Below are 7,665 nucleotides of genomic sequence, written 5' to 3'. Positions count from 1 at the left end.
GCTCAGTACCTTTTCTGATATCATGGATGGTGCTCAGTACATTTTGTACAGCGTCAGGCGTATGTGCATAATCCACAATGCCAATGATCTGTTTTGCATTGCTCACATAATCAAAGCGCCCTTCAGCACCGCTCAGGTTGCTCAGGATTGTCAGCACCGCCAGTTTATCCTGGTCGAGCAGCATCGCAGCACCATACACCGCCAGCAGGTTATAGGCATTGAATGAACCAACAAGTTTAAAAAACACGTCTACTTCATCTATCTCCAGGTTCAGTCCGCTAAACCTGTTTTCGATCACCCGGCCTTTATAATCTGCCAGTTGTTTCAGTGCATATGTTTTTTTGGATGCCTTCGTATTCTGAAGCATCACCATTCCGTTTTTATCATCCGCATTTGTCAGCGCAAAACCCGATTTGGGAAGGTCGTCGAAAAATGCTTTTTTGGCCCTGATATAATTATCAAAAGTCTTGTGAAAATCGAGGTGATCATGTGTGATATTGGAGAATACCCCGCCTACAAATGTCAATCCTTCTATCCTGTGCTGCACTACCGCATGTGAACTTACTTCCATGAAGCAATGTGTACAGCCTGCAGTTACCATATCCCTCAGCAGCTTGTTCAATGCCAACGGGTTCGGTGTAGTATGTGTGGCAGGAATAATTTCATCATCAATCTGGTTCTGTACCGTAGAGATCATTCCGGTATGGAAACCTAAGCTCCTGAACAGTTTAAATAAGATGGTGGCAATCGTTGTCTTTCCGTTTGTACCGGTAATCCCAACCAGCTTTAAAGCAGCAGAAGGATTTCCATAGTAGTTTGCTGCCATGATACCCAGCGCAACACTGGAATCATCCACTTCGATATACGTTACTGCCGGATCTTTCTCTTCAGGTAAATCCTGACAAATGATCACTGCCGCACCGGCTTTTATAGTCTGACTGATAAAAGTATGGCCATCAGATAAAGTTCCTTTTACAGCAAAAAAGACAGCATCTTTCTTTACCTCGCGGGAATCGAAAGTCAACATACTGATTTCCCTGTTGGTTGAGCCAACCAGGTTTGTTATCGCTACTCCATATAAAACGTCCTGCAACTGCATCTTTTATCTTAAAGCTAATTGTACCAACAGGCCTTTTCCAATCTTGGTTCCCTGCGGGATAGACTGGGCCATTACTTTTCCACTTCCATTGATCCGTGTTTTCAACCCGGCATTGCCCAGCAGGTAAAGGGCATCTTTCAATCCCATCCCAACCACGTTTGGCATCATGCCTTTCACAGAACTATATTCTTCATAAACAATCCCGTTGCTCGTATCCACACTGTTGAAATAATCTGATTTCGCAGCGTACAGTGTTTTTATTCCGAGGGCATTATATACTTTTTTAACCGCCTTGCTTTGTCCTGCTTTCGCTTCCGGACTTTTTGTATTGCCTACCAGGCGTACATCAGCCACATTGCTGTACATCTCCAGGTCGCTCGCATAAATGCGGTCTGCAATTTCCTTAAATACCGGACCTGCGACAGTTGCTCCGTAGTATCCGTGTTTAGGTCCGTTGATACATACGATGATCGAGTATTTAGGTTTATCAGCCGGAAAGTATCCTGCAAACGAGGCCTGGTAACTTTTTTTAGCCTTATAACCTTTATTACCATCAGCCACCTGCGCCGTTCCTGTTTTGCCTGCGACACGGTAGAAAGGTGATCCCATCAGTTTACCTGTACCTTCGGTAATTACACCTTCAAGCATGGCATGCATTTTTTTCATCGTCTTTTCAGAACAGATCTGCGGATTGATCACCCTGGCTTTGAACTGCTCAACCGGATTGCCCAGACGGCGTATTTCTTTTACAAAGATTGGAGAGATATACTTCCCGTTATTTGCTATGGCATTATAAAAAGACAGCATCTTCAATGGTGTCAGCTGCATTTCATAACCGTAAGCCATTTGTGGCAGCGTGAGGTTTTTGTTCCAGCTTTTGTTTTTCGGATTCTTAACTACCGGCTGTGCTTCTCCGGGGATCTGGAGTTCTAATTTTTTGTTCAGGTTCCACTCGTAAAGGTGATCCGTAAACTGTGCCTGATTATCTTTATAACGTGTACTCACCAGCTCGGCAATTGCCGCGTTTGATGATTCTTCAAATGCTTTTTTTACTGTAACCACACCGATACTTCCGTGAGAATCCACGATTGTTTTACCTGGAACATGATAAGATCCTGTATTTACCATTGTGTTGGTATCTACTTTCTCATCTTCAAGCAGTGCCATGTAAGAGGCCACTTTAAACGTAGAGCCCGGATCCTGGTTACCGGCAATGGCATAGTTAAATGTTTCTTTATATTCTCCGGGTGCAACCTGGGTATAGTTTGCTATTGCCCTGATCTCACCCGTATTTACTTCCATCAGGATTACCGTACCGTGGTCGGCATCACTCAGGATCAATTGTTTCTCCAGCGCACTTTGTGCCAGATCCTGCATATTGATGTCAATCGTAGAAATGATATCGGCACCTTCTTTAGGCGCAATCTCTGCCTCATCGTTTACCGGCATCCACACTCCGCCCGCAATCCGCTGTACCAGCCTTTTCCCGCTTTCACCATTGATATAATCGCCATAAGCTCCTTCGAGTCCTACACCGTTTGACACATTCTCGTTTTTATAACCGATTGTCCTGGCCGCCAGGAACTGGAAAGGCTTGATTCTCTTATTTTGCTGGATAGCCATCAGGCCACCGCTGTATTTACCGATGTTATACAGAGGAAACGTACGAAGGGTTTTCAACTCCTGGTAGTTCACTTTACGTTTAATCAGCAGGTACCTGACACTGTCAGCCCTGGCTGTACGGAGCATACGCGAATATTCCTTGGGCGTTTTATCACCGAAGAACTGCGACAGCTTCATGCCCAGCGAATCTACCTTGCTGTAAAAGATCTTGTTGTCGCTGATGCCCCCGGCAAACATATCCATCCGCAATTCATATTCCGGAACAGATGTGGCGAGGAGACTGCCGTCATTAGAGTATATATTACCACGGGCAGCCTCCACGTTGATATACTTTGTAGAGAGACTATCGGCCATGGCACGCCACTTATGTCCCTCTACAAATTGTACATCGCATAATCTGATCAATACTGCCACGGCAAGCAGTACAATCAGTCCGAAGGACAAATAAACACGTAATAATATGTTAGCTCTAATGTTCATCACTGCTTACAATAATTTTTTTAGGAGGCTCTGTGAGCTCCTTTATTCCTAACGTATCAACCTTTTTAGCTACTTCTGTCAACTTGCTTTTGAACATCAGGTCGGCTTTCAGCGACTTATATTCCCAGCTCAGTTCTTTTACTTCTTTATTTAGTTTATCAATATCCCTGATATTTTTTACTGCCATATGGCTGTTCGCGATATACAACATCGTGAGCAGTGACAGGAAAATCAGAAAAGGCATCATCGCTGTTGCCGCTTCTTTTGATACCGCACCTTCAGTGAAAAGCTTTTTGAAGAAAAGGTTGGTATTCACCGTATCCTTTTCCTTTTTGGGTTTCAGTTTAATTATCGGTTCTTCCGGTAATTCGTCTTCTTCCTCTATCTCTTCTCTGAACTGGTTATTCATAATTTTTCTCCAATCCTAAGTTTGGCACTTCTTGCCCTGCTGTTTCTTTCGAGTTCTTCATCGTCTGCCACAACAGCTTTCCGGGTGATGGCTTTAAAGGGTTTTTCTTCGTTTCCAAAGAAGTCCTTATCCGCTTCGCCCCTGATCTTGCCTTTTGCAATAAAGTTCTTTACAGGCCTGTCTTCCAGTGAATGGTAAGACATGACTACCAGTCTGCCGCCAGTATTCAATACTTCGGCCGACTGCAGTAAAAAGCTTTCCAGCACATCTATCTCGGCATTTACTTCAATCCGTAAAGCCTGGAACACCTGTGCCATATATTTATTTTCTTTTCCTTTCGGGATGTGTGCCGCTGCAGCAAGTTTAAAATCTGCAAGCGTTACAATCGGCTGGTTGGCGCGGAAGGTCACTACCGACTTAGCCAGGGATTTCGCATTTTTGACCTCACCATAAATACCGAAGATCCTGTGCAGTTTTTCTTCAGTATAAGTGTTCAGCACATCTGCAGCTGTAAGCTTGCCCTGTTTATCCATCCGCATATCCAGTGATGACTCAAACCGGGTAGAAAATCCACGTTCCGGTTCATTGAACTGGTGCGATGAAACTCCCAGATCTGCCAGGATACCGTCTACCTGTTTGTAGCCCAGTAAACGGAGATTATTTTTTAAGAAAGCAAAGTTCTGATCAACAAACAGGAAACGCGGATCATCAATCCTGTTGCGCTGTGCATCCGGGTCCTGATCAAAAGCGATCAGTATTCCATTTTTGCCCAGTTTACTCAGGATTTCTTTTGAATGGCCACCGCCACCAAATGTAACATCAACGTAAACGCCGTCAGGCTTTATATTTAATCCATCAATACACTCCTGGAGCAGTACTGGTACGTGATAATTATTCTCCATCTTCCACCCTCCTTTTATTTCCCATCACTTCTTCTGCGAGTTTCGCAAAATCTTCAGGCTCACTGTCCATGAAGTTATCATAGGCCGACTTAGACCAAAGTTCAATTTTATTGAACTGGCAGGCCAGCACAACTTCTGAATCAATACCAGCATACTCCAGCAAAGATTTGGGCAAATTTACCCTGCCGGCAGAGTCCAGTGTCAGTTCTGTGGCACCGCGTGTAAAAAAACGTATAAATTCCCTGGTCTTTGCTTCAAACTGATTCAGTTTGCTGAGTTCGGCAACGATGTCTTCCCATACTTTTCTGGGATAGATCACCAGGTGTTTTTCAAAACCCCTGTTTACCACAAGTCCCTCCTGGTCAACGTTTGGCAATTGTTTCTTCAGACCCGAAGGCACCATCATGCGGCCTTTGGCATCCAATTTACAATCAAATTCTCCTAACAATTGAACCATTATAGTATCTACACTTTTTATGTAGTGTAAAAATAGATACTTCTACCACTTTTTACCACATTCTACCACAAAAAAGTTATCAACATACTATTTTCCCCATTTTTCCCCACCTCAAACGCAAAAAGGCCAATTTTCATTGGCCTTTAAGATCGGACTCACGTCCCAAGATTGCTATAAACTGATCATTAACTCATTGAATGTCTGAGCTAAATTATCTATTTCTGCTTATTTTAGTCATTAATTGCTTTCACACCCGGCAATTCTTTACCTTCCATATACTCAAGTAAAGCACCACCACCTGTAGAAACATAACTCACTTCATCTTCCAGTCCGAATTTTGCAATTGCAGCGGCTGAATCGCCGCCACCGATCAGTGAAAATGCATCGTTTTCTTTGGTTGCCGCCACTACTGCTTCAGCAATTGCGCGTGTACCCTGCTCAAAATTAGCCATTTCGAAAACACCCATCGGGCCATTCCACAATAATGTTTTTGAGTTTTTGATCACATCAGCGAACAGCTCAATAGTTTTTGGACCTATGTCCAATCCCATCCAGTCGGCCGTGATCTGACCAGAATCTACATTTTTCTTTTGGGCATCGTTATCAAACTTATCAGCGATCACTGTATCTACCGGAAGCAGGATATTTACCCCTTTGGCTTTGGCTTTTTCCAGCAATTCCAAACACAATTCCATTCTGTCGGCTTCCAGTAATGAAGTACCGATTTCACCACCCTGTGCTTTTGCAAAAGTATATGCCATACCACCACCGATGATCAGGTTATCTACTTTGTCCAGCAGGCTTTCAATCAGAAGGATTTTGTCCGAAACTTTAGCTCCGCCCATTATCGCTGTAAAAGGTTTATCAGCGTTATTGTTGATTTTCTCAGCGTTCTTCAGCTCTTCAGCCATCAGGTAACCGAAATATTTTTCAGTAGGGAAAAATTCTGCGATGATAGAGGTTGAAGCGTGTGCACGGTGAGCTGTACCGAACGCATCGTTTACATATACATCACCTAATTTAGCCAGTTTACCGGCAAATTCTTTATCTCCTTTTTCTTCTTCTTTGTAGAAACGCAGGTTTTCAAGCAATAAAACCTGTCCCGGCTCCAGGTTTTTTGCTTTCTCAGCTGCATCAGCACCAATGCAATCGTCTGCAAATTTTACTTCAAGATCAAGCATTCTTGACAGATCACCCAGGATGTGTTTAAGGGAATACTTCTCTTCAGGGCCACCTTTCGGGCGACCTAAATGCGACATTAAGATCACAGCACCGCCATCATTCAAAATTTTGGTGATAGTTGGTAAAGCTGCACGCATTCTTTTATCATCTGTGATACTGAAATCTTTATCCAGAGGTACATTAAAATCTACCCTGATCAGAGCTTTCTTATCCTTAAAATCACATTGGTCAACTGTTTTCATCTTGTATATTTAAATTATGTAAAATAGACTGGTTTTATTTTCCCTTTATGTCTGCAAAGACATCAGCGATCAGCCCTGTTCATACCGTATTTTATTCGTTGCACCAAATATAAGAACCCTGAGCAGATGTAAGCTGATTATTTAAAAATTAATCAGCGCTGCTGCAAAGCCTTTATGTATTTGCTGCCGACTTCTGCTTCGCTATTTTCAATACCAAATCTACCAATCTTGCTGAATAACCCGACTCATTGTCGTACCACCCTACTACTTTTACAAGATCACCAACGATAGAAGTAAGTTGAGCATCAAAAATACATGAATGGGTATTGTCAAGAATATCTACCGAAACAATCGGATCTTCAGTATATTCCAGGACCTCTTTCATTTCATTCTCAGCTGCATGTTTAAATACTGCGTTGATCTCTTCAATTGTTGTAGGTTTCTTTAAAATACAAGTAAAATCCGTGAGCGAGCCATTTAATACAGGGACGCGGATTCCTGCCCCTCCCAACTTTCCGTCCAGGTGAGGGAAAATATTGGTGACAGCTTTTGCGGCCCCGGTGCTGGTTGGAATAATTGATGCAGAAGCAGCCCTGGCACGGCGCAGGTCTTTATGTGGTGCATCATGGAGGTTCTGATCCCCTGTCATAGAATGGACAGTCGTAATGTAGCCATCCAGGATCCCCCAGTTATCATCCAGGATCTTCAGCATGGGCGCTACATTATTGGTGGTGCAGGAAGCATTGGAAATAATATCTGCCGTGATATCAATCTCATGGTCATTGACCCCACGTACATACATAGGAATATCTTTATCTGCCGGTGCAGAAATCAACACCTGTTTAGCACCAGCAGCAAGATGCTGCTCTGCTCCCATCCTGGTTGCAAATTTTCCGGTTGCTTCCAAAACCAGGTCGATTTCCAAAGTAGCCCATGGTAAACTTTTTGGCTGAGGTTCCTTTAAAACCAGTATTCTTTTTCCGTTGATCACAATTGCTTCATCGTCAAATGATACATTACCTTTAAAGCCACGGTGAACTGTATCGTACTTAAAAAGATGTGCAAGTGTAGCCGGATCTGCAAGATCATTTATGGCTACTACGTTGATGTTTTTTTCAAGTGCCGCACGTAAAAATACCCGGCCTATCCTGCCAAAACCATTCAGAGCTAATTTCATTTTAGATTATTTTGAAGGGCACAAAACTAGCTATATTCTGGTTAGAAAAGGGAGGAATTGTGATTGTTTTACATCAGGTTTATATAACTTGGTA

General features: G+C 43.1%; 7 protein-coding genes. All 7 read right to left on the bottom strand.

All coding sequences use genetic code 11. The features are described from left to right. On the bottom strand, positions 1 to 1,099 hold a 1,099-nt coding region (locus tag ABWY16_RS18905; protein WP_353906228.1), incomplete at its 3' end, for a UDP-N-acetylmuramoyl-L-alanyl-D-glutamate--2,6-diaminopimelate ligase. A 3-nt stretch (positions 1,100 to 1,102) separates the two neighbouring features. Next, positions 1,103 to 3,202 carry a PASTA domain-containing penicillin-binding protein gene (locus ABWY16_RS18900; RefSeq protein ID WP_353906227.1) on the bottom strand — a complete coding sequence of 700 codons (2,100 nt, stop codon included), beginning with the start codon at positions 3,200 to 3,202 and terminating at the stop codon, positions 1,103 to 1,105. Next, positions 3,192 to 3,611 carry an FtsL-like putative cell division protein gene (locus ABWY16_RS18895; RefSeq protein WP_353906226.1) on the bottom strand — a complete coding sequence of 140 codons (420 nt, stop codon included), beginning with the start codon at positions 3,609 to 3,611 and terminating at the stop codon, positions 3,192 to 3,194. The genes ABWY16_RS18900 and ABWY16_RS18895 overlap by 11 nt, the downstream gene beginning before the upstream one ends. After that, positions 3,608 to 4,513, bottom strand: a complete 906-nt coding sequence (gene rsmH, locus ABWY16_RS18890) for a 16S rRNA (cytosine(1402)-N(4))-methyltransferase RsmH (protein WP_353906225.1) — start codon at positions 4,511 to 4,513, stop codon at positions 3,608 to 3,610. Before rsmH ends, ABWY16_RS18895 begins: the two co-directional genes overlap by 4 nt. Then, positions 4,503 to 4,970 carry a division/cell wall cluster transcriptional repressor MraZ gene (gene mraZ, locus ABWY16_RS18885; protein ID WP_353906224.1) on the bottom strand — a complete coding sequence of 156 codons (468 nt, stop codon included), beginning with the start codon at positions 4,968 to 4,970 and terminating at the stop codon, positions 4,503 to 4,505. The genes rsmH and mraZ overlap by 11 nt, the downstream gene beginning before the upstream one ends. 230 nt (positions 4,971 to 5,200) lie before the next feature. Continuing rightward, a complete protein-coding gene (locus ABWY16_RS18880; protein WP_353906223.1) occupies positions 5,201 to 6,394 on the bottom strand; it encodes a phosphoglycerate kinase in 1,194 nt (397 codons plus the stop codon). A 172-nt stretch (positions 6,395 to 6,566) separates the two neighbouring features. Continuing rightward, positions 6,567 to 7,571, bottom strand: coding sequence for a type I glyceraldehyde-3-phosphate dehydrogenase (gap, locus tag ABWY16_RS18875; protein ID WP_353906222.1), 1,005 nt, complete (start codon positions 7,569 to 7,571; stop codon positions 6,567 to 6,569). Positions 7,572 to 7,665: the final 94 nt, after the last annotated feature.

It is taken from the genome of Pedobacter sp. (assembly GCF_040513095.1).
Classification (GTDB): domain Bacteria; phylum Bacteroidota; class Bacteroidia; order Sphingobacteriales; family Sphingobacteriaceae; genus Pedobacter.
Note: the sequence above shows the minus strand (reverse complement) of the source record. Positions and strands in the feature narration are given on the sequence as shown.

Bases quoted from the DNA above. Each gene is read 5' to 3' on its own strand.
- mraZ (WP_353906224.1), bottom strand. From the start codon at position 4,970: ATGGTTCAATTGTTAGGAGAATTTGATTGTAAATTGGATGCCAAAGGC.
- ABWY16_RS18880 (WP_353906223.1), bottom strand. From the start codon at position 6,394: ATGAAAACAGTTGACCAATGTGATTTTAAGGATAAGAAAGCTCTGATC.
- ABWY16_RS18895 (WP_353906226.1), bottom strand. From the start codon at position 3,611: ATGAATAACCAGTTCAGAGAAGAGATAGAGGAAGAAGACGAATTACCG.
- rsmH (WP_353906225.1), bottom strand. From the start codon at position 4,513: ATGGAGAATAATTATCACGTACCAGTACTGCTCCAGGAGTGTATTGAT.
- ABWY16_RS18900 (WP_353906227.1), bottom strand. From the start codon at position 3,202: ATGAACATTAGAGCTAACATATTATTACGTGTTTATTTGTCCTTCGGA.
- gap (WP_353906222.1), bottom strand. From the start codon at position 7,571: ATGAAATTAGCTCTGAATGGTTTTGGCAGGATAGGCCGGGTATTTTTA.